At 63.0% G+C, this 21,296-nt stretch carries 17 protein-coding genes; 10 read left to right on the forward strand and 7 right to left on the reverse strand.

All coding sequences use genetic code 11. The features are described 5' to 3' along the window. Positions 1 to 560 precede the first annotated feature (560 nt). Both AADW18_RS12250 and AADW18_RS12255 read right to left on the reverse strand, forming a co-directional pair. Positions 561 to 1,502, reverse strand: coding sequence for a hypothetical protein (locus tag AADW18_RS12250; RefSeq protein WP_337343677.1), 942 nt, complete (start codon positions 1,500 to 1,502; stop codon positions 561 to 563). A gap of 194 nt (positions 1,503 to 1,696) precedes the next feature. Then, positions 1,697 to 2,797, reverse strand: a complete 1,101-nt coding sequence (locus AADW18_RS12255) for a hypothetical protein (protein ID WP_337343678.1) — start codon at positions 2,795 to 2,797, stop codon at positions 1,697 to 1,699. 196 nt (positions 2,798 to 2,993) lie between these two features. Between AADW18_RS12255 and AADW18_RS12260 the strand changes: the two genes are divergently transcribed. Beyond that, the gene (locus tag AADW18_RS12260; protein ID WP_337343679.1) at positions 2,994 to 3,950 is read left to right on the forward strand and encodes a LysR substrate-binding domain-containing protein; all 957 of its coding nucleotides are present in this window, start codon (positions 2,994 to 2,996) and stop codon (positions 3,948 to 3,950) included. Positions 3,951 to 4,207: 257 nt separating this feature from the next. On the opposite strand, the gene AADW18_RS12265 is transcribed toward AADW18_RS12260, so the two are convergent. Next, a complete protein-coding gene (locus AADW18_RS12265) occupies positions 4,208 to 5,119 on the reverse strand; it encodes a LysR family transcriptional regulator (RefSeq protein WP_337343680.1) in 912 nt (303 codons plus the stop codon). A 148-nt stretch (positions 5,120 to 5,267) separates the two neighbouring features. Here AADW18_RS12265 and AADW18_RS12270 point away from each other — a divergent pair, with 148 nt between their 5' ends. Next, entirely contained in the window at positions 5,268 to 6,287 is a 1,020-nt protein-coding gene (locus AADW18_RS12270) for an NAD(P)-dependent alcohol dehydrogenase (protein ID WP_337343681.1), read from the forward strand. A gap of 245 nt (positions 6,288 to 6,532) precedes the next feature. Here AADW18_RS12270 and AADW18_RS12275 read toward each other — a convergent pair whose 3' ends face one another. Further along, positions 6,533 to 7,282, reverse strand: coding sequence for a GntR family transcriptional regulator (locus tag AADW18_RS12275; RefSeq protein ID WP_337343682.1), 750 nt, complete (start codon positions 7,280 to 7,282; stop codon positions 6,533 to 6,535). Between the two features lie 96 nt (positions 7,283 to 7,378). Here AADW18_RS12275 and zwf point away from each other — a divergent pair, with 96 nt between their 5' ends. The 4 genes from zwf to AADW18_RS12295 all read left to right on the forward strand — a co-directional run bounded on the left by zwf (position 7,379) and on the right by AADW18_RS12295 (position 12,591). Then, positions 7,379 to 8,896: a glucose-6-phosphate dehydrogenase gene (gene zwf, locus AADW18_RS12280; RefSeq protein WP_337343683.1), complete on the forward strand. Its 1,518-nt coding sequence runs from the start codon at positions 7,379 to 7,381 to the stop codon at positions 8,894 to 8,896. Positions 8,897 to 9,034: 138 nt separating this feature from the next. Further along, on the forward strand, positions 9,035 to 9,757 hold the full coding sequence (gene pgl / locus AADW18_RS12285; protein ID WP_337343684.1) for a 6-phosphogluconolactonase: 723 nt from the start codon (positions 9,035 to 9,037) through the stop codon (positions 9,755 to 9,757). Positions 9,758 to 10,032: 275 nt separating this feature from the next. Next, the gene (locus AADW18_RS12290) at positions 10,033 to 10,551 is read left to right on the forward strand and encodes a c-type cytochrome (RefSeq protein ID WP_337343685.1); all 519 of its coding nucleotides are present in this window, start codon (positions 10,033 to 10,035) and stop codon (positions 10,549 to 10,551) included. Between the two features lie 303 nt (positions 10,552 to 10,854). Further along, positions 10,855 to 12,591, forward strand: a complete 1,737-nt coding sequence (locus AADW18_RS12295; RefSeq protein WP_337343686.1) for an ExeM/NucH family extracellular endonuclease — start codon at positions 10,855 to 10,857, stop codon at positions 12,589 to 12,591. Between the two features lie 241 nt (positions 12,592 to 12,832). Here AADW18_RS12295 and ggt read toward each other — a convergent pair whose 3' ends face one another. Beyond that, the gene (gene ggt, locus AADW18_RS12300) at positions 12,833 to 14,533 is read right to left on the reverse strand and encodes a gamma-glutamyltransferase (protein ID WP_337343687.1); all 1,701 of its coding nucleotides are present in this window, start codon (positions 14,531 to 14,533) and stop codon (positions 12,833 to 12,835) included. Between the two features lie 122 nt (positions 14,534 to 14,655). Then, complete coding sequence (locus AADW18_RS12305) at positions 14,656 to 15,288, reverse strand: tetratricopeptide repeat protein (RefSeq protein ID WP_337343688.1); 633 nt, start codon at positions 15,286 to 15,288, stop codon at positions 14,656 to 14,658. Between the two features lie 160 nt (positions 15,289 to 15,448). On the opposite strand from AADW18_RS12305, the gene AADW18_RS12310 reads away from it, so the two are divergent. After that, positions 15,449 to 19,168, forward strand: a complete 3,720-nt coding sequence (locus tag AADW18_RS12310) for an indolepyruvate ferredoxin oxidoreductase family protein (RefSeq protein ID WP_337343689.1) — start codon at positions 15,449 to 15,451, stop codon at positions 19,166 to 19,168. A gap of 50 nt (positions 19,169 to 19,218) precedes the next feature. On the opposite strand, the gene AADW18_RS12315 is transcribed toward AADW18_RS12310, so the two are convergent. Then, on the reverse strand, positions 19,219 to 19,974 hold the full coding sequence (locus AADW18_RS12315; RefSeq protein ID WP_337343690.1) for a hypothetical protein: 756 nt from the start codon (positions 19,972 to 19,974) through the stop codon (positions 19,219 to 19,221). Positions 19,975 to 20,022: 48 nt separating this feature from the next. Between AADW18_RS12315 and AADW18_RS12320 the strand changes: the two genes are divergently transcribed. The 3 genes from AADW18_RS12320 (at position 20,023) to AADW18_RS12330 (ending at position 21,290) form a co-directional block, all read left to right on the forward strand. Then, entirely contained in the window at positions 20,023 to 20,151 is a 129-nt protein-coding gene (locus tag AADW18_RS12320; RefSeq protein ID WP_337343691.1) for a hypothetical protein, read from the forward strand. A gap of 108 nt (positions 20,152 to 20,259) precedes the next feature. After that, on the forward strand, positions 20,260 to 20,409 hold the full coding sequence (locus AADW18_RS12325; protein WP_337343692.1) for a hypothetical protein: 150 nt from the start codon (positions 20,260 to 20,262) through the stop codon (positions 20,407 to 20,409). A gap of 158 nt (positions 20,410 to 20,567) precedes the next feature. Further along, complete coding sequence (locus tag AADW18_RS12330; RefSeq protein WP_337343693.1) at positions 20,568 to 21,290, forward strand: iron-containing redox enzyme family protein; 723 nt, start codon at positions 20,568 to 20,570, stop codon at positions 21,288 to 21,290. The last annotated feature ends 6 nt before the right edge of the window (positions 21,291 to 21,296 follow it).

Raw genomic sequence — 21,296 nt, forward strand, 5'->3', positions numbered from 1 at the left:
ACGACGGCGGTCGATGATCAGTGCCATCGGGGATGCGAAGGCTCTGGTAGGAGCGCCGTCCTCGGCGCGAGCTTTTTGCTTCTATCGCGATCTGATACGAAGAGCTCGCGGCGGGACGCCGCTCCTACGACGGCGGTCGATGATGAGAGCCATCGCGCATGCGGTTGCTTTGGTAGGAGCGCAGTCCTCGGCGCGAGCTTTTTCTTCTGTCGCGATCTGACACGAAGAGCTCGCGGCGGGACGCCGCTCCTACGACGGCGGTCGATGATCAGTGCCATCGGGGATGCGAAGGCTCTGGTAGGAGCGCCGTCCTCGGCGCGAGCTTTTTCTTCTGTCGCGATCTGATACGAAGAGCTCGCGGCGGGACGCCGCTCCGCGCCCCGATAGCCGTTCCGTACGCACGATCAAGAACGCGCCGCAGCGCGCCTGGATGGCGAACACGGCGTGAGTTCTTCGTTTTCATCGCGGTGTGGGAAGAGCTCGCGGCGGGGACGCCGCTCCTACAACAGCGGGGCACGAGGGCGGTCGTGGTAATCGCGCAGGTGAAGCGCAGGCGTACTTCAACGCGGAAGTTCGGGCTCCAACGTGTACTGGACGAGATACAGGTCCAAGCTGGCCGCACCCGCTTTTTGCGCGGACACCGTGAATCGGTTTGGATGCGACCAGTCGAGCATCGCACCGTACGTATCCTGGTCGCCACTGTTCACGGTCTGGGGTAGCAAAGTACCTGCGCCATAGCGTGCCTCGCGACGCGGGGCGAAAAACATATCCACCCGGTCTTTACGAAAATCCATCGTGCGCGCGAAGACCATGGAATGTCCGTCGGACAAGAAAGTCGCGTCGAACTCGTTGGCTGCCGTGTTGATATCGCCTTCCAGACGCCGCGCGGGTTCGAAGGTTTGATCCGCGCGTTGCAATGCCACGAACAAATCATGGCCCCCCGCGCCGCCGGGCCGATCACTGGAGAACAGCAAGCGCGTGCCGTCCGGCGAAAGCATCGGTGCGAACTCGTTGCCGATACTGTTGACGGAAGGCCCAAGATGTTCGACTGCGTCGAATCCGTCTTCCGTCATCACAACGCGATAAAGATCATCGCCACCGAGTCCACCCGGCCGATCCGAGCAAAAATACATGTAGCGTCCATCGGCAGAGAACGCGGGATCGAAATCGCGAGACGGCGAATTGAACGGAACCGGCTTGGGCTCTGTCCACCCTTTCCCACTCCGACGTGCGATCCAGATGTCGTATCCGCCGGCGCCGCCCGGACGATCGCGGCTGAACCACAACGCCGCCTTGCCGTCGGGACTCAGTGTCAGGCGGATCTCGGAGAATTCCGGTGTGGAAACGATGCCTGGCAGGAAAGGAGCCGCTTCGCCGACGATGGTCAGTGATGGTTCGGCGGAGGAAGCTCGCCGAGATTCCGTGGCTTCGGCGTCTTGCGCAAGAAACAAGCCGGCCGCCAGAATCGCGGAAAGAAGCAAGCGATGACTGAGCTTCGCCACGGGAACTCCTAGAGATCTGTTCATGAGCTCGGCTCTGCAAAAGCACGGGTGAATTCCTTGTGGGAGCGACGTGAGTCGCGACCGGAAACATCAGCGTCGCGACTCATGTCGCTCTCACAAGATAGCTATGCCGCCCTTGCCGCCATGACGGATTCGCAAACCCAGGCACGGCGATGGTGGGCCGGGGCCCGGCCCTACGTTCTGGTGAAATCGCTGATCCAGTTCGTTTCCCACGTGGCTCCGCCGTCGGCGGAACTGGCCTGTTCCCAACGTGCCGAGCGCTGGGTGATCCGCGACCAAAGCACGCGTGTCTGGATCGGCCGTGCCTCATGAGTGTCGTCGCCGATGAACGTCCCAACACCGTCGGCGAATCCGCCGCGGACGGGCGGCGCGATCACGGTCGGAGTGCGTCCGTCCAACCACCAGCTCAACCATTGCTTCGCCGCTGGGTCGAATGCGCGGATACCCATGCCACGCACCGTACCGCTGGGAAACTCCATCACGTTGTCGCCCACGTTTCCGAGTCCACCGAGGACAGGCCAATTGACCAGCGTGCCGCCAAATTCGTCCCATTGATCGCTGCTGACGAGCCGCTGCCGAAGGCGCCGGTGGCTAACATTCCAGCGGCCGACCAGGAACTCGAAATCGCGGTTTGCTCCCGCCAGCATCGGCAGCGGCGCCGGTTCCGCAGTGGTGCGGGTGAAGTAGTTGAGCCAGTTCACTTCCCAAGTAGCGCCATCGTCGGTGGAGAACGCCTGTTCCCAGAACGGACGTGGCCCGTGGATGTCCTGCCAGCGGAAGCGCATCGTGATCGGCCGGCCCTTGAGCGTGTCGTGGCCGATGAAAGTGCCGACGGAGCCTTTGAAACCGCCGAGCACTGGCGGATCGATCTTGGTTGGGTTGCGCCCATCGAGCCACCAGATCGACCACCGTTGCGAGAGCGGATCGAACGCACGAATGCCTAATCCACGATAAGAATCGCCGGGTAGTTCCAGCGAATTGTCGTCGACTGTTCCGAGCCCGCCGAGGGTGAGCCAGCACGCGCTCTTGCCGGCGAATTCCTCCCATTCCGTGCTGCCGGCCAGTCGCTCCTTCAAGCGGCGGTGCCACACGTCCCAATTACCGACAAGCCAGCGCCAGTCGTCCACATGCGGACCGGTCTGCTGCCGGGTGCCAGCGTTCGGCAGGACTTGCGCCAGGACGAATCCGGACGGCGCCAGCGCCGCCGCGCCTGCTAGCGTCGCGATTTGCGCCAGGAAATCACGGCGCGCCTGGGAAGCGTCGCGCCCGTTCATCGCAGCTGCTCCCAGCAAACCAGGCGGGATGCCTGGATGGCGGTAGGGAACGGTTTCGCCCTCCACTGGAAAGCCACGTCTGACATGCGACTGATCATCGAAACCCCCGCCTGGCACCTGAAGAACGTGGCCGCAGGATGGCAGCCACGCGGGAGGTCGACCACTCGAGAATCGGCCTGTAGCATCAGTCAGACTTATGGTCAGCCCTCACCGCTTTCCCTCCCTTGTCTCGATCCGGGCGTTCGAAGCCGCGGCCCGGCACGGGAGTTTCGCCAAGGCGGCGCTGGAGCTCGACACCACCGCGGCGTCGGTCAGCTATCACGTGCGTCGGCTGGAAGAACAGATCGGCGCGCGGCTGTTCCTGCGGCATCCGCAGCGTGTCGAACTGACTGCCGCCGGCGAACTGGTGGCGCGCGAAGCCATGAATGCGTTCGCAGCGTTGCGCGCCAGTTTCATCAAAGCCGCCGAGGTGGATGAAACACGACTCTCGTTGACGACGCTGCCAACGTTGGGCACGAGCTGGCTCACGCCAAGACTCGGTGAATTTCGCGCCAGGCATCCGGACATCGTGCTCGAATTGGATGTGTCTCCTGAAGCGCAGGATTTGACGACCGGGCGCTTCGACGCGGCGATTCGCAATGGGCATGGCGGGTGGCCGGGACTGCGATCGGTCGAGTTGTTCCCCAGCATTTTCATGCCGCTATGCGCGCCCGCACTGAAGAAGGCTGCTGCTGCCATCGCGGATCCGAGTTCCACGCTCGAAGTTCCGCTGCTGGGTAGATCCGACTGGTGGGCGCTCTGGTACCGGGCGCGCGGATTCACCGGTGCCATGCCCGCGGGCCGTTTCGGCACGCACCTTTCCGCCGAGTATCTCGACATCGCCGCAGCCGTCGCGGGGCACGGCATCGCCATTGGATCGCCAATCCTGTTCCGCGGCGAAATCGATGGCGGCAGGCTGGTGCCGGCGCATGATTTCGTGGCGGGGGATGGAAGAACGTTTTGGCTGACCTATCCCGTTGCACGGCAGAACAGCCCCAAGCTCGTCGCGTTCCGCGAATGGCTGTGCGGCGAGGTAGAGCGCGAGAGGAAATCAGCGCAGGCCTTTATTCGCAGGGCGGTTGTTGTGGAGCCGGTAGCGGAGCCTGCGCGTTAGCCGATGCCATCGCGAACAGGAGCCCGCCCTTGTAGGAACCCGCCCTTGTAGGAGCGCCGTCCCGGCGCGAGCTCTTCGCTTCTATCGCGACCTGGCAGGAATAGCTCACAGCGGGACGCCGCTCCGCGCCTCGATAGCCGTTAAGTGCGCGCGGTCAAGAACGCGCCGCAGCGCGTCCGGATGGCGAACGACGGGCTTCAATCTTTCTTCGCCTCAATCGCGATCTGGCAGGAAGAGCTCGCGGCGGGAGGCCGCTCCTACCGGACGCCGATCATCTTCGGAATCTCCGCCGCCAACGCATCGATCGCCACCCGCGTTTTCGATGGCAAATGCCGCATCTTCGGCCAGACTGCGTGTATGTCATTGGCGACGACCACTTCGCTGTCCATTACCAGTACGAGTTCACCGGCATGCACATGCCGCGACACCAGCCAACAAGGCAGCCAGGCCAAACCAATGCCGGCGACGGCGGCGTCTGCTATCGCCTGCAGATCATCGAACCGCAACACGCTTTTGATCTTGGGTTCTTCTATCCGGCCATCAGCGTCGCGCACGCGCCAAGGCAGGTCGTAGCCGGCGCGGCCGTAAGCAATGCCGATATGTCCATCCATGGCCTGCACGCTGGTGGGATGTCCGTGCTCGGCCAGGTAGGCCGGCGATGCGCAGATCGACATGTGCTGAGTGCCCAGGCGCCGCGCGACCAGATTGGTGCTGTCTGCAAGCGCACCCACGCGCACCGCGATATCGAAACCATCTTCAAGCAAGTCGACAACGCGATCATTGAAAGACAGCTCGATCTCAAGCCGCGGGTGCGCACGCATCAGGTCCCGCAACACGGGTGCCACGCAATGACGGCCGAACAGCACAGGGGCGCTGACCCGCAGGCGTCCGAGCGGTTCGCGGCGACCGGTTTCGAAAGCCGCCTCGGCCGCATCCAGTTCCGCCAATGCACGCACGCAGCGCTCGTAGTACGCCTGACCGTCGTCGGTCAGGCTTTGGCGACGGGTGGTGCGATGGAAGAGTCGAGCACCCAGGCGCTGTTCCAGCCGCGCGATGGTTTTGCCGACTGCCGAGCGCGTCACCCGCAGGCGTTCCGCCGCCAGCGCGAAGTTCCCCGCCTCCACGACCTGGACGAAGGCAGTCACCCCGCTGAGGCGCTCGTTGATCATGATTGGTTCCTTTTTAGCTACACAGCTGGAAACAAGATGCGCCACTGCGTACTGATGGGCACCTATATCTTAGCCGCCAGCGCAGCCATGGAACCGCAAGTCGGAACCTCCCGCGCCACCCCGTTCGTTTCCCCACTGCGGAGCACTCATGAAGGCTTACCAACTACGCGCCGGCGACGGCGTCGCTGGCTTACAGCAGGTCGATATCGCACCACCCCTCCCCGCCGACCACGAGGTACGGGTGCGGATTCACGCCGTCTCGCTCAACTATCGCGATCTGATGTTCGCCCGCGGCGATTACGTCAACGTGCCCGAGCAACCGCTTATCCCGGTCGGCGACGGCGCTGGCGAGGTGATCGCGGTTGGCCCGGCAGTCACGCGATTCAGGCCCGGCGATCGCGTGGTCAACACCTATTTCCCCGGCTGGATAGACGGCGCACCGACGCCGGAGAAGCTCGCCCATTCCTATGGCGCGCATATTCCTGGCGTCCTCGCCGAGCAGTTCGTCGCCCACGAGGACGCGCTGGTTTCCATTCCCACGCATCTGAACTACGCCGAAGCCGCGGCGCTCTGCTGCGCTGGCATTACCGCTTGGAACACGTTGTTCGTCGCCGGCAATCTGACGCCCGGCGCGACCGTGCTGCTGCTCGGCACCGGCGGCGTGTCGATCTGGGCGCTGCAATTGGCGAAAGCCGCTGGCCTGCGGGCGATCGTGACCTCGTCCAGCGATGAAAAGCTGGAGCGCGCGCGTACGCTCGGGGCCGACGCCGTCATCAACTACCGCAACGTACCGGAGTGGCAAGACGAAGTACGGCGTCTCACCGATGGCCGCGGCGTCGACCTGGTGGTGGAAGTCGGCGGCGAAGACACGCTTACGCGTTCATTGGCCGCCGCGCGCATGGGCGGCACCGTGGCCGTGATCGGCGGCGTCAGCGGCTTCGGAAGTCCGGCGATCTCGACCATCGGCTTGATCGTCAGCGCCCAGCATCTAACCGGAATTTTTGTCGGCAGCCGCGCGATGTTCGAGGACCTCAACCGCTTCGTCGAAGTGAACCGGATTCGTCCGGTGATTGACCGCATATTCCCGTTCGCGCAGGCGCGCGAGGCTTACGAGCATCTGAAGGCGGGCCGGCACTTTGGAAAGGTGGTTATTGGAATTGGCGATTGATGCGGAACTCGGAGCCGGCTTGCATGTTGCCGAATGGTCTACTTGATCGCATGGCTTCCGCGCTTGCAGCGGGCGTCACTTTGACCAGCCATTCGGCTGTTGAAGAGCACCTCTTTTGGTTACTTTCTTTGCACAAGCGAAGAAAGTGACGCTCGCGGCAGCGCGGAAGTCATCCGATCCAGTAAACGATCAGAACGAAGCGTTAGCCGGTGGATCGACGATCGGAAAACAGCCAAACAACTTACTCAATCACTCTGCAATTCCGCCACAAAATCGTAAGCATCACCGCGATAGTACGAACGCGTCGATTCCACCACGCGGCCGTCTTCGAGGAAGGCGCGACGCTCCACCAGCAAACCCGGACTTCCGACGGGCAGCTCCAGATGCTTGGCCGCTTCCTCATCAAGCGCCACTGCACGCAGCCGTTGCAACGCGCGCTTCGGACGATTGCCGTACGCGTCCAGCGCTTCGTACAGCGACGTGGTGACGCTTTCGGGATCGGGCAGCAGCGAATACGGCACCAGCGTGCGCTCGATGGCAATCGGAGAACCATCGACATGGCGCAGCCGGTACATGCGGACCACGCCGCTGCCGGGCGACAGGTTCAACGCCATCGATTCTTCCGGCGTCACTTCGCCCACGCTGCGCTCCAAAAAACGCACTTGGGGATTGAGCCCGCGTTCGCGCAGATCGTCGGTGAAACTGGTCAGGCGCGAGAACTGCCGCAGGATGCGCTCGGCGACGAACGTGCCCGCGCCTTGCCGTTGCACCAGCAGACCACTTTCGATCAGGCCAGCCAGCGCCTTGCGAATGGTGACCCGCGACAGTGACAACAACGAGGCCAGATCGCGCTCGCTAGGCAGCGCCTGCCCTGGCTTCAACACACCGGCATCCATCAAATTCTGCAGTGCGCGACGCAGACGTAGATAAGCCACCGCGCGGGTGGATTCGCCGGTCTGCAGGCGCTGGTATTCATCGGCGAGAGCTTTTTGCATCTCCTGAAGATACCACTGCGCTACCAATCTAACAAGATGTCTCGCAGATTCAGCAATGTGGACTGATTGCGTGGCGAATCCTGGTAGTGCGGTGGTATGGTTCCACCTTTCCGATCAACCGCCCCGAGAGCTGACGTGACCGCCAAGACCCTGCCTGTCGACCCCTTCGACCTCGTGATTTTTGGTGGTACCGGCGATCTGGCGATGCGCAAGCTGCTGCCGGGCCTGTTGCGCCGCTATGCCGACGGCCAGATCCGCGAAGAGACCCGCATCATCGGCGTCGCCCGCGACGGCCAGTCCGCGGCCGATTACCGCGCCAAGGTAGGCGACGCGCTGACGCGTTTGGCTGCCAGCGACGAAGGACTGAAGGCGAAGATTCCGGCGTTCCTGGAAAAGCTCGGCTATCACGCGTTGGACGCCACCCGTGACGACGGCTGGGAAGAATTCGCGCAGCAGCTGAAGTCGCAGGGCGAACGCATCCGCGTGTTCTATCTGTCGACCAGCCCGACGCTGTTCGTCAACATCTGCGACCGCCTGCGCGCGCACGGACTGAATACCGGCGGCGCGCGCGTGGTGATCGAAAAACCCATTGGTCACGATTCGGCCAGTGCGGCGGTGATCAACGACGCCGTGGGTAGTGCGTTCGAGGAAAGCCAGATCTTCCGCATCGATCACTACCTGGGCAAGGAGACGGTGCAGAACCTGCTGGCGCTGCGTTTCGCCAACATCCTGTTCGAGCCGCTGTGGAACGCCAACCATATCGATCACGTGCAGATCACCGTGGCCGAAACCGTCGGCCTGGAGAAGCGCGCCACCTACTACGACACCTCCGGTGCGCTGCGCGACATGGTGCAGAACCATTTGCTGCAGCTGCTATGCATGGTGGCGATGGAGCCGCCGGCCGCGTTGCAGGCCGATGCGGTGCGCGATGAAAAACTGAAAGTGCTGCGCTCGCTGCGGCCGATCACCGCAGCCGATGCCGCTCACCTCACGGTACGTGGCCAGTACCGCGCCGGTGCGGTGAATGGTGCCGCCGTACCGGGTTATCTGGACGAGCTGGGCCGCGAAGACTCGCGCACCGAAACGTTCGTTGCATTGAAAGCGGAAGTGGATAACTGGCGCTGGGCCGGTGTGCCGTTCTACCTGCGTACCGGCAAACGCCTGCCCGAGCGCGTTTCGGAAATCGTCATCACCTTCCGCCAGATCCCGCATTCGATCTTCGAAGACAGTGCCGGTCCGGTCATGACCAACAAACTGGTGCTGCGCCTGCAACCGGACGAAGGCGTCAAGCTGTGGCTGATGATCAAGGATCCGGGCCCCGGCGGCTTGCGCCTGCAACACGTGCCGCTGGACATGAGCTTCGCCGAGGCCTTCGGCGTGCATCAGCCGGAAGCCTACGAGCGCCTGCTGATGGATGTGGTGCGAGGCAACCCGACGCTGTTCATGCGTCGCGACGAAGTGGAAGCGGCATGGAAGTGGATCGACCCGATCCTCGCCGCCTGGAACAACCTGCGTGACGCACCCAAGACGTACACCGCCGGATCCTGGGGACCGAGCGCCGCTGTGGCGCTGGTCGAACGCGATGGCCGCACCTGGAATGAGGATTCGGCTTGATGTTTTGGTTTTTGGATGAGGGGCGAAGAACTCCTGGGATGGAAACTCATCCGTCGGCCTGAAAGTCCATTCCCTCATCCGCCCTTCGGGCACTTTCTCCCACAGGGAGAAGGAAACAGCGCTGGATGCCATTAGTTCATGACCGATCTCTCCCCCAAGATCCAACACCATCACTTCGCCGACAGCGCTGCGCTTGCCGAATCGCTCGCGGCGGCTGTCGCCGATGACCTGCGCGCAGGCGTCGCCGCGCACGGGCAGGCAAGCGTGGCGTTGTCGGGCGGCAATACGCCCAAGCGTTTCATGCAAGCCTTGTCGCAACAGCCGCTGGATTGGGACAAGATCGTGGTGACGCTGGTGGATGAGCGCTGGGTTCCCGCCACGCACGAGCGCTCCAACGCAAAGCTGGTGCAGGAGAACCTGCTGCAAGGTCCCGCGGCGGCCGCGCGGTTCGTATCTCTCTACCGGGACTTGCCGGATCGGAGCCCGGCGGAACCGGAGTCTGCGGCGGCGGAGTTGGAAGCGGATCTGCCGCAATCCTTCGATGCGATGGTCCTGGGCATGGGCGCCGACGGCCACACCGCATCGTTCTTTCCCGGCGGCGACCGCTTGGCCGAGGCACTGGATCCGGCCGGCATCGCCCGCGTGCTCCCCATGCGCGCACCGGGCGCGGGCGAACCCCGCATCACCTTGACCCTACCCGTTCTGCTGGCGGCCCATCGCCTGTACCTGCATATCGAAGGTGCGGAAAAACAGACGGTGCTGCAGCAAGCACTGAGTGGCGAAGGCGAGGGCAAGGACTATCCCGTGCGCACCGTGCTGGCGCATGTTGCAAGGCCGATCGCTGTCTTCAGCTGTCCCTAGCGCCGTTGATCGCGCGGCGCGGCGCAACGATCCAAAGGGCCTGTTCCTGCCGCGATCCGCCCATTCCGATGCTGTGACTCTCTTTGAATATGGTCTGTGATGCAGGCGGGAAAGCGCCGAAATATCCCGCGAACGCCCTCCCTGCTTATAATGGCGGCCTTGTCCGTGGCGTCCGCGCCCGGACGCGCCTCCGCCGGCGGCCGTGAACTGGCCAGGCGGACTCCTGTTTTCGTAGCCATGCACGGCTTGAGTGCCGTGCTGCCATAAGGTGGAAAGTGCGTAATTACGACCTCGAATTCCTCAAGCATTTCTCGATGGTGATCGGCTTCCTGATGCTGGTCACCGTGGGTCTGATGGCAGGCGCCTATTTCCTGCACAACTCGGTGCCGCCGGAAGTGGACCCGGCCGCCGCCAAGCGCACCGAATCCCGCATCGCGCCGAGCGGTGCGGTCTACGCCGGCAGCACCGGTGCCGCCGCTCAGGCCGCCGCCAAAGCCGCGGCGTTGGCCGCCGCCTCTTCGCAGGTCGCCTATGGCGGCACCACCGATGGCGCGGTCATCTACCAGAATCTCTGCGGCGCCTGCCACACCAATGGCGTGGGCATGGCCCCGACGCTGACCGCCGCCGGCATGGGCGCGCGCGCGGCCAAGGGCAAGGAAACGCTGTACAAGCACGCCATCGAAGGCTTCACCGGCCCGGACGGCGGCATCATGCCCCCGAAGGGCGGCAACCCGGCGCTGACCGAGGAGCAGATCCACGCTACGGTCGACTGGATGTTGGCCAACGTGAAGTAAGTCCGGCCGTTGCCGATGCGCAGAACGCCGCCTCCGGGCGGCGTTTTTGTTCGGGGTGGTTGCACGTCTTCACGCCAAGTCAGAACGGATCGTCACCCCGGCGCAGGCCGGGGCCCAGTGCCTTGCGCTCGGGATGGCAAAAGTTGCTAGGCCCCGGCCTGCGCCGGGGCGACGATGAATATGTTCAGAGCCGCTAACCGCCGCGAAGTCGCTCTAGCTCCCGGATCCTTCGCGCCGACCTCCAAGCAAGCGGCCGATGCGAGAATGTTCTACTTTGATGCTTCCGGCCGGAACTCCCCTCCAATGCGAGTCCTTCTTTTGCCTTTCCTGGTCGCTACCACGCTAACTACCGGTCCGGCCGCGGCAGCCGACGGCGGCGGTGCGCCCCTCGCCATTGGCGCCGTACAAGGAAGCGGTGACCGCAGCCCGCTGGAAGGGCAGACCGTCATCGTCGAAGGCGTGGTGACGGCGGATCTGCGCGAGGGCCTGGGCGGGTTCTTCCTGCAGGACGCCGGCGATGGCGATGCAAAGACATCGGACGGCATTTTCGTGATGCAGGCCTTAGACCCGGCGGCGAAGGACGAGATTGTCCGCGTCGGCCAACGCGTGCGTGTCGAAGGCAAGGTGGTCGAGAGCGAGATGGGCCGCCAGGGCAGCCGGCTGACCGCGATATCCCCTTCCCGCATCGAAGCCATCACCAGCGCCGCGCCCGTTACGGCAGCCGAACTGAAGGCGATTCCCGCGAATTGGGAATCGCTGGAAGGCATGAAGGTCCGTATCTCCGCACCGCTGACCGTCACCGGCACCGATCAGCTCGATCGCTATGGCGAACTCAGCGTGGCGTTCGATGGCCGCCTGTGGCAACCCAGTGAAGTAGCCGCGCCGGGTAGCCCGGCTTACCAGCAGGTGTTGGCTGACAACGCGCGCCGGCGTTTGGCGCTGGACGACGGCAGCGGCGATCGCGATCCGAAATCGATCCGCTATCTCGCCGGGGAGCACATACCGCGCGCCGGTACGGTGTTGGACGGTGCGGAAGGCATTATCGATGAGCGTCATGGCGGATATCGGCTGCAGACGATCTCGCCATTGAAGCTGACGGACCCGCAGCGGCCCGCGCCACCGACGGTGCCGGGCGCGTTGAAGATCGCCGCCTTCAATCTGGAAAACCTCTTCAATGGTGACGGTCGCGGTGGCGGCTTTCCCACATCGCGCGGTGCCAAAACGCCACAGCAATTGCAGGCCCAGACGGTCAAGCTGGTGGCGACGATCCGTGGACTGAATCCGGATATTGCCGCGTTGATGGAGTTGGAAAACGATGGCTATGGCCCGGAATCCAGCCTGGCGCAGTTCGTTGCCGCCTTGAATGCCGATGGCGGCGACTGGCGCTTCGTCGATGCTGGCCAAGGTCCTGGTCCCGACACTATTCGGGTGGGCCTGATCTATCGGGCATCGCGGGTCACGCCTCAAGGCAAGCCGGCCGTGCTGGAAGGCGGGCCTTTCGGCGAACGCAGTCGGGTTCCGCTGGCGCAGGCGTTCGTACCTGTCGGCGAGAATCGGCCGCCGGTGGTAGTGGTCGCCAATCACTTCAAGTCCAAGGGCTGTTCCGAAGCCACCGGTGCGGATGCGGATCAGAGCGACGGACAAGGCTGCTGGAATGCGCTGCGCCTGGATGCCAGCAAGCGTCTGGATGCCTGGATAAAAACCGATCCCACCGGCAGCCGCAGCGACATGGCCGTGCTATTGGGCGACTTCAATGCCTATGCGATGGAAGACCCGATGCGATGGTTGCGCCAGTCGGGTTGGGTGGATGCGTTCGTCGCCGCCAATGTCGAGCATCCTTACAGCTACGTCTACAACGGCCTGTCCGGACGGCTCGACCATGCCCTGCTGAGCCCCGCGCTGGCGAAGAAAATCCGCGGCGCGGCCGAGTGGCACATCAATGCCGACGAATCCGAACGCGAAGGTTATGCGGAAAGCGGCAGCGGCACGCCTTACCGCAGTTCGGATCATGATCCGCTGTTGTTGGGATTTGATCTTTGACACTCCCTCCTTGTTGGAGTGGTGCCGGCATGCCCGGCACGGGTAAGTCGCGACGAAGCGTACTAGTAGAGCTTCGTCGCGACTTACGTCGCTCCAAGGAAGGTTGATCGGCGCTACAGCGGCCTTAGAAGCGCAAAAGCAAATCCCCCTCAAATCCCCCTTCTAAAAGGGGGAGGCAGAAGCCAAGCCTTGCCGCCAACCTCTCCCGCCTCTCAGTTCCCCACTTCCAATTCCGGCCTCTTCAATACCCTGCCGCCTGCCCATCCTTGCGGCTTTCGCTGGCGCCGTAATACACGCCGGTTTCCGGATCGCGGCGGATGGCCTGGTATCCGCCATATGGTCCTAGCGCCCATTCCACGTGATGGCCTTTGTCCATCAGCGCGCGCACGGTTTCGTACGGGTAACCGGATTCCAGTTGCACCACGCCGCCGTCACTCATCGAGGTGTTCTGACCAGTCGGTTCGGTGGAACCTTCATGCTGGATGCGCGGTGCGTCACCGGCTTCCTGCAGATTCATGCCGAAGTCGACCAGGTTCATCACGATCTGCACGTGGCCTTGCGGCTGCATGGCGCCGCCCATCAGGCCGAAGCTGACGAAAGGCTTGCCGTCCTTGGTGATGAAGGCAGGAATGATGGTCTGGAACGGCCGCTTGCCCGGTTCGAAGCTATTGGGGTGGCCCGGCTTGAGCACGAACATCTCGCCGCGGTCCTGCAGGATGAAACCCAGTCCCGGCGGCGTCATGCCACTGCCCATGCCGCGGTAGTTGGACTGGATCAGCGAGACCATCATGCCGCTGGCGTCGGCGGTGGTCAGGTAGATGGTGTCGCCTTCCTGCAGCTCTTTTGGCGTGCCCGGCTGCACTTCCTTTAGCGGCTTTTCCATCGTGATCAGCTTGCGGCGCTCCGCGGCGTACGGCTTGGAGATCAGCTTGGCGACAGGCGCCGGCTGGAACGCCGGATCGGCATACCAGCGCGCGCGGTCGGCGAACGCCAGCTTTTTGGCTTCGACGAACAAATGCACATGCTCCGCGCTACCGAACGAAATCTTGGAGAAGTCATAGCCTTCCAGCACGTTGAGCATCTGCAAGGCGGCGATGCCCTGGCCATTGGGTGGCAATTCCCACACGTCATAGCCGCGATAGTTGGTGCTTACCGGTTCTACCCACTCGCCTTGATGCGCGGCGAGGTCTTCGTAACTCAGGAAGCCGCCATTGGCCTTGAAGTAAGCATCGATGGTGCGGGCGATATCGCCTTTGTAGAACGCATCACGGCCGCCATCGGCCAGCTTCTGCAGGGTGTTGGCGAGACTCGGGTTCTTCCACATTTCGCCAGTGCGCGGCGCGCGTCCGCCGATGGTGAAGTGTTCCTTGAAGCCCGGGTACTGCGACAGCTTGGGTATCGAACGGTTCCAGTAATAAGCGACCGTTTCGGCCACGGGATGGCCTTCGCGCGCATAGCGGATGGTCGGTGCCAGCACCTGTTTCATCGGCAGCTTGCCGAAGCGCCCGTGCAGGGCGAACCACCCGTCCACCGCGCCAGGCACACTGACTGGCAATGGACCGGTGGGCGGGATGTCGGTGATGCCTTTTTGCTGGAAGTATTCCAGCGTCAGCGACTTGGGCGAACGGCCTGAACCGTTGTAACCATGGAGTTTCCGGGTCTTGGGGTCCCAGACGATGGCGAAGAAGTCGCCACCCATACCGTTGCCGGTGGGCTCCATCAAACCCAGCGCCGCGTTGGCGGCGATAGCGGCATCGACGGCGCTGCCACCCTGCTTCATCACGTCCAAGGCGATCTGCGTGGCCAGCGGGTGCGAGGTGGCCGCCATCGCCTTCGGCGCGATGACCTCCGAACGAGTGGCGAAGGCGCGGCCAGTGATACGGTCGGCGGCGGCCGACGACCACGCCAACGTCAGTGCGAAACAGAACAGGAAAACGCGCATGGCGATACCGCGGTGTGGCGCGCCGGATGCGCGCCTTCGTCCCCAATGTTACGTGCTGGAACCTGTTCAAGTCTGTCGCACGCACGCCAGCAGGCAAGCGCGGCAAGACTTCGAACGGGTTCTTACGGCCAGGCGGGAGGATCCGCCTGCCAGGCCGCGTGCACTTCCGCGAGCTTGCCGCGTTCGCTCTCGTTCCATGTCGGCAGCAACCGGGCGAAGTTGGCCGGGTCGCTCCACAGGTTCGGCTCAGTGCGCACGGCAGCGGCGTACCACTGCACAGCTTCCGCCTTGCGATCCACGCTCCACAGGCCCAGCGCCAGCGTCGGTGGCACCCACGCCGGTGCACCGACGCTATTGGTCGCGCCGGCCCATTGCGTCAGTGCCGCTTGGAATTCACCCAGGCGGTACAGATCCCAGCCGTAGTTCCAGCTGATGGAACGCCACATGGTCCCGCCCGACTGAGTGCCATCCAGCGCTTGCTGGTACAAGGATTTACCCAACTCAGCGCGACCACCGACGATAGCCACGTGGGCCAGCTGGGTAGTCGCTTCGATAGTTTTACGGCCGCGTTCGCGGATCCTCACCAGCGCCTCGGCGAGTGCGTCGCCCTGCAATCCTTCCACCGCCACGATCGAACGCGTAACGCTTCGGTCTTCGTCGAAATAGAACTCTTTTGGCTTGGGCAAGGTCTGCGCACCAGCGCCGAAACCCCACAATGCCAGCACCACCGCCAGCAAGCCTTTACTCAAAGTCATCACGTAGTCCCCCGACCACCATTTCCTCCCCGGCCGTCATCCTAACCGCTGCAACGCACAAATACGCAGTGATCGGGGTCACAAAATATCCCGCTGCTACAATTTGCGACTTTCGCGCCCGCTTAGTTCAGGGACGCCAGCCTCCTTGCACGGGCCAGCCATGACCAGCACCGCCGAACTCATCTCGCCCTCTTCCGCCAACACTCCGCAGATCGGGATGCTGGATAACGACTACACCCTGGAACACAAGTACACCCGCACCGACGGCCGCATCTACCTGAGCGGCGTACAGGCGCTGGTGCGACTGCCCTTGATGCAGCGCCTGCGCGACCAGGCCGCGGGCCTGAACACCGCCGGCTTCATCAGCGGCTATCGCGGCTCGCCACTGGGCGGCTTCGATCTGGAGCTATGGCGCGCGCGCAAGCACTTGGAAGCCGCGGCGGTGAAGTTCACTCCCGGGCTCAATGAAGACCTGGGCGCCACGATGGTGTGGGGCACCCAGCAGACCAACCTGTTCCCCGGCGCCAAGGTCGAGGGCGTGTATTCGATGTGGTACGGCAAGGGCCCCGGCGTTGACCGCTGCGGCGACGTCTTCAAGCATGGCAATGCGGCCGGCACGTCGAGGCATGGTGGCGTGCTGGCGCTGGCCGCCGACGATCACGCCTGCCGCAGCTCCACGTTGCCGCACGGCTCGGAAGACGAATTCGTCAGCGCGATGATGCCGGTGCTTAACCCGGCCGGCGTTCAGGACATCCTGGACATGGGCCTGGTGGGCTGGGCGATGAGCCGCTACACCGGCCGCTGGGTCGGCTTCAAGACGATTGCCGAAACGGTGGAATCGTCGGCATCGGTGGAAGTGAATCCGTTCGCCCGGCAGATCCTGTTGCCGGAGGACTTCGAGCTGCCCGCAGGCGGTTTGAACATCCGCTGGCCCGATCCGCCGCTGGACCAGGAAATGCGCCTGCACCGTTATGCGGTGAAGGCCGCACAGGCGTTCGCGCGCGCCAATGGCCTGGACCGCATCGTGCTGGATTCGCCACGCGCGCGGCTGGGCATCGTCACCACCGGCAAGAGCTATCTGGACGTGTTGCAGGCGCTGGAATACCTGGGACTGGACGAACGCGCCTGCGCCGACATCGGCATCCGCGTCTACAAGGTCGGCATGACCTGGCCGTTGGAGCCGATGGGCATCGCCAGCTTCGCAAAGGGTCTGGAAGACATCGTCGTGGTCGAGGAGAAGCGCGCCTTCATCGAGCGGCAGATGAAGGAGTACATGTACAACTGGTCGCTGGGCACGCGGCCGTCCATCGTCGGCAAGTACGACGAACAAGGCGAATGGATCCTGCCCAGCACCGGCGAACTGACACCGGCCACGATCGCCGCCGTCATCGGCAAACGCATCCAGCGTTTCTTCACGAGCGAATCCATCGAACAGCGCCTACGTTGGATGGAAGACAAGGAAGCCGAGCTGGCGCTCCCACGCGCCAATTTCCCCCGCGTGCCGCATTACTGCAGCGGCTGCCCGCACAACACCTCCACGGTGGTGCCGGAAGGCTCGCGCGCGCTGGGCGGCATCGGCTGCCACTACATGGTGACGTGGATGGATCGCGACACCGACACCTTCACCCACATGGGCGGTGAAGGCGTGACGTGGTCCGGGCAGGCGCCATTCACCGAAACGCCGCATGTGTTCCAGAACCTGGGCGACGGCACCTTCTTCCATTCCGGCTCGCTGGCGATACGGCAGTCGGTGGCTACCGGCGTCAACATCACCTACAAGATTCTCTACAACGACGCCGTTGCGATGACCGGCGGCCAGCCGGTGGACGGCACCCTGAGCGTGCCGCAGATCGCGCACATGATGCGCGCCGAGGGCGTGCAGACGATCGTGGTGGTCAGTGATGAAATCGGCAAATGGAGCCAGCCGGAGATCTTCCCGTCGGGCGTGGAGTTCTTCGACCGCAAACAACTGGACGACGTGCAGAAGCAACTGCGCGAAGTGAAGGGCGTTTCCATCCTGATCTACGACCAGGTTTGCGCCACCGAGAAGCGCCGCCGCCGCAAGCGCGGCAAGATGGTCGACCCGCAGAAGCGGGTGATGGTCAACACGCTGGTGTGCGAAGGCTGCGGCGACTGCGGCGTGAAGAGTTTCTGCGTGTCGGTGCTGCCCAAGGAAACCGAATTCGGGCGCAAGCGCGAGATCGACCAGTCCAACTGCAACAAGGACTACAGCTGCGTCAACGGTTTCTGCCCCAGCTTCGTCACCGTGCATGGCGGGGCGCCGCGCAAGGGCGGCACGCTGGGTAAAAGCGGAGCGGACGTCGCATCCCTGTTCGACCAGTTGCCATCGCCGATGCTGAAGTCGGACCTGACGCAACCCTGGAACATCCTGATCACCGGCGTCGGCGGCACGGGCGTGGTCACCATCGGCGCGTTGCTGGGCATGGCCGGCCACCTGGAAGGCAAGGGCGCCAGCGTGCTGGACCAGACCGGTTTGGCACAAAAAGGCGGCGCGGTGACCACGCATATCCGCATCGCGCGCACGCCGGAAGACATCCACGCGGTGCGTATCGCCGCGGGCGAAGCGGACCTGGTGCTGGGTTGCGACATGGTGGTGGTGAACGACTACTGGGTGCTGTCCAAGGTGCGTGGCGAACGCTCGCACGTGGTGCTGAACACCTATGAGGCGATGCCGGGCACGTTCACCACTCGTCCGGACATGCAGTTCCCCGCCAGCGAAATTGTTGCTGGCGTGAAAGTGGCGCTGGGCGGCCGCGATCCGATGCAGGTCGACGCTACGCGATTGGCGACCGCCTTGATGGGCGATGCCATCGCGGCGAACCTTTTCATGCTGGGCTATGCCTGGCAGCAGGGGCTGGTGCCGATCTCCTTCGACGCCATCATGCGTGCGGTGGAGTTGAATGGCGCGGCGGTCGAAATGAACAAGCAGGCATTCGCCTGGGGCCGCTTGGCGGTGGTCAATCCGCAAGCCGTACAGGAAGCCTCGGGCCTGATCCACAACACCCAGACCGAGAGCGAGCGCATCCCGCGCAACCTGCAGATCCTGCCGCCGGGCGAGTGGGAAAGCACCGAATGGGGCGCCAACGCCGCGCCTCGCAATCCGGACAACGAGAGCGAACTACGCGGCCTGCCCGAAGGTAGCGCTGGCAACGGCAACAACGTCGCTTTCCTGCCGCTGGACGATCTGCGTCTGTCGCGTTCGCTGGATGAACTGATCGCGCGTCGCGCCGCTTTCCTCGGCGACTATCAGAACGCTACCTACGCCAAGCGCTACACCGACCTGGTCGGCAGAGTGCGAGCCGCCGAGAACCTGCGCGCGCCCGGCTCCACCGCGCTGACCGAAGCGGTGGCGCGTTATTTCTTCAAATTGATGGCATACAAGGACGAGTACGAAGTCGCACGCCTTTACACCAGCGGCGAGTTCCAGCGCCGCCTGCAGCAGCAGTTCGACGGTGACTACAAAGTGCACTTCCACCTGGCGCCGCCATTGCTGGCCAAGAAAGATGCACAGGGCCGGTTGATGAAGAAGGAATACGGTCCGTGGGTGTTCACCGCGTTCAAACTGATGGCCAAGCTGCGATTCCTGCGCGGCAGCATGCTGGACATCTTCGGCTATACCGAGGAACGCAAAAGCGAGCGTCAGCTGATCGCCGACTACGAAAAGACCATTGACACGCTGCTGTCAGCGTTGAATGCCGACAAGCTGCCGCTGGCCGTGGAAATCGCCAGCATTCCCGAACACATCCGCGGCTACGGCCACGTCAAGGATGCTCACCTGCACAAGGCCAAGGCCCGCGAAGCGGATCTGTTGGCCAAGTGGAACAATCCGCGCGAGATTCCGCTAGCGCGGATCGCCTGATCGATCTCTTGTAGGAGCGACTGACGTCGCTCCTACACAGGCAACAACCGCTATCGCCGCCGCACCGACGCCAGCGCGGCGCGAAGCGGCGGCTTCAGCGGCAGCGCCAGTTTCCGATACAGGAACGACAGCGCACGCCGGGAGCGCGGAACGCGCCAAGCCAATCCTTCCTCGATGGTGTAGACGCACGGCGCACACGCGCCGCAAGGCCTGCCACGCACCGGCCGGTGACAGAACCAGGTCATGTCCATGATCCAGCTCCAGTCCTCGCGCTCGGCGTCGCGCGCCATCGCTCGCTTGTCGATCTGGAATAGCGGGAAGCTGAAATAACGGAACAGCGTGTACTCCGCCTTATCCGCATGGCAGTGATCCATGCGGAAACTGCGGTACTTGCCACCGTGATCGTAAGCGCGGACGTAGGGAGCCAAGAGCGCCTGCACTTTATCGTCTATGTGCACGCTCAGTTCGATATCGTCTATTCCATGGCGCTTGCAAAACAACGCCAGCCATTCGTACTGGCTGCCGATGTAGATGCGCGACCGACTGGCGCGCAAGGCTTCCGATATTTCCGGATCAGGATCCAGATCCGCGACGCGGAAGGTACGCAGCGGCCGGAGCAGTTCGCGTGTTTCGGGAAACGCGTCGTACAGCGCGTCACGAATGCGTTGCATGGCCCGCAACTCGGTCGCAGTCGAGGCACGAGTCGTATCCTCGAGATAATAAGGCGTGACCGGAACCCGATGCTTCAACAGCAACTGCAGCAGTTCAAACGTCGAATCCCAACCGCTGGTCCACAACAGATTCACCCCCGGTTCCGCACCGGCCGCTGTAGGCGCCGCCGCCCTGGAGTCGTCATGTCTGCTGTCGCCATCATGCATGCAGGTACCTTACGTCTTGTCGAAAGCAGTCGTTATGACGCTTCGGAAATATTCGAAGCGCCGACTGCCGCATGGCGTGATGCTAACCCGCATGCGCAGATCTGACGTGCACGCGCTTTTCACAAAGACCAATGGCAACGCTTGAATTGGAAGCGATAGAAACATAGTCCGGGCGCCAACCTGCCATGCGTCGAACATCTTCAGCATTTCGTCATGTTCGGCACGCAGCAGGAAAACCCTGTATTTCATCGCAAAATTTCGGCCAACCGCTTCGCGGATGTACGCTTTATCAACCTGATCCGAATCCTGGATGATTATGTGGAGCGCCTTGTAATTTCGCTTTCGCGCCTATCAGCTGCATAGGTATCGCGTCGCAGGTAGTTTCATCTATAACCGTCACGCTTCTTTCGTCATTTCTACACATTCCATTCACGCACTCGACCACGATCATTCGTGAAGAGTAGTGTGCGCATGGATTCCGCAGGTGCGCGCTTCCGCCCATCCCCCAGGAATTAAATGTGATGCAAATTCAACCGATGACTCGGGAACAGTTCTGGCGTTTCGCCGACGAGGCCAAAGAGGCAACCGAGGTTCTAGCGGCGCAGAGAATGAAGGTGCTCCGAGAACTCCCCATCGAAGCGCTGCGCCAGGTCTGCATCCAGTATCGATTCTTCACCATCGACTATATCGGCGATCTTGCATTGCTGGTGGCGCGCCTGCCCTTCGGTGGGCTACGCAGTTTGCTGGGTCAGATTCTCGCCGAGGAGCTGGGCGAGGGCGATCCGGAGAAAGCCCACCCGACGGTGTACGACCGTTTCCTGGTTACCATCGGTGTTGCTGACGAGGCCCTGCAGCATCCACTTCCGGCAAACGAACGTATCCTCAAGAGCCTGACGCGCGACATGTCCAACAATCCGATCGCCTACGGCGTGGGGCTGCGCGGCATGGGCGGCGAGTGCCTGTGCCAGACCTATTTGTCGGTGATGTTCGAGCACATGCGACAGAATCCCTATTTCCTCGCGAACGAGGAACATATCGATTGGGAGTTCTGGACGATCCATACCGGCGAGGAAGACATCGTGCATGGCGAGCTCACCCGCCGCGCCATTGACGACTACCTGCGCGATGACCCCACCGTGTTGCCTGAGCTGGCGAAAGGCTACGAACGCAGCATCACCGCCTGGAACTTGTTCTGGGAGAACATCTTCGACGCTTGCGTGCCGCAGTTAGCGGCGGCTTCCTGAGCGCGA

It is taken from the genome of Pseudoxanthomonas sp. CCNWLY206-1 (assembly GCF_039710385.1).
Classification (GTDB): Bacteria; Pseudomonadota; Gammaproteobacteria; order Xanthomonadales; family Xanthomonadaceae; genus Pseudoxanthomonas_A.